Source organism: Sulfurimonas sp., from assembly GCF_032250635.1.
Classification (GTDB): domain Bacteria; phylum Campylobacterota; class Campylobacteria; order Campylobacterales; family Sulfurimonadaceae; genus Sulfurimonas.
On the sequence record NZ_JAVVFL010000280.1, the window covers coordinates 1 to 1,283 of the forward strand.

Annotated in this window: 1 protein-coding gene; it reads left to right on the forward strand. The window is 39.1% G+C overall.

Annotation, left to right across the window (positions count from 1 at the left end; genetic code table 11):
• Nucleotides 1-78: 78 nt before the first annotated feature.
• A partial coding sequence (locus RQ763_RS11755) for a diguanylate cyclase (RefSeq protein ID WP_314153181.1) occupies nucleotides 79-1,283 on the forward strand: 1,205 nt, incomplete at its 3' end.

Sequence of the window (1,283 nt, forward strand, 5' to 3'; positions counted from 1 at the left end):
GCCGCACAAAGAGCCATCAAGTCATTTGTTGCACAGGTCTCCGCCGAGGGAGCTCGGGTAAAAAAATAAGGAGTGGTTATGAATATTCAGACTATCATAAAAAAAGCCGTAAAAAGATTAGAGTTGGAGGGGAAGCTTTTAACGCCTGATTTTTATGCCGAAGCGTTCTGCAAAGAGGCGGCAAAAGCAGGTTTTGCAACGGAAGATTGCTCAAAACTGGAGAAATTTACCGCATCTTTAAACAAAGAGTTTCAGGATGAGCTGAAAAAATATCATATTAAAAATATCTCTGAACTCTCCCGCTTTTTAATCTCAAAATTAAACAGAACAAACCCGACTCACTGTGCAAACCTATTTGAATCTCAGACTGTTTTTACCAGAAGGGTACTTCAGGTTATAGAGGTTCTGCACAACAAAGAGGCGACTGAACTTGCAAAAAAAAGTATTGAGCTTCTAAACAGAGAGCCTTCGGTTGCGGAGATAGACCAGTTTAGGCAGCTTTGGATAAATTTTATAACTACCTATGACGACACATTTTTGCAGAAACTAAAAGCGCTTGGTGACGTCGATAGTAGCAACCTTAAAGCAACAGTAGAAAATTTAAATCTAACCAATTTATGTGACAAACCATTAGGTTCGGCAGAACTCTCTGCTATCGCTTCGCTGTTAGTCTCATCCTTGACTCCATCAATCGCATCAAGTATAAACGATAAGATTGCAGATATTAGCCAGAGGATTAAAAATAACCCGGAACTCTTGCAGAATGCTTTGGTTGAGTCTGAGATAAGGTCTGCGATAGCTCTTAGAATAGCGCTTGACAAACAGAGCGTCAAAGAGATGATAGAGTCTATTGACGGTGTGCTTGACAAACTCTCTCTGAGGCTTATAGAGATGATAGAGAGCTCCGATAGCTCAACTACAGAGATACAAAAGATTAAAAAAGAGCTTGAGGGGTATAATGAAAAAACGATTACAAATTTTAGTGTCGCACATAAAAAAATATATGCTATTGCCGTAGCTCTGGAGAAGAACACCCAGTCACTTACAAGGGATCTGAAAAAGCACAGTAGTGAAGTAAATCTGCTTAGCAAAAAAATAGAATATCTCGAGGAGGAGCTTCAGCGCGCAAGAGATGAGTCAAAAGAGGATTTTTTAACAAAGCTCTACAATAAGAGGGCATTGGATAATCTGATGAATATTAAAGAGGCTGAGTTTGAGAGGTATGGGCACAATTTTGCCGTCGTTTTTTTAGACCTTGACTATTTTAAAAAAGTTAACGATAC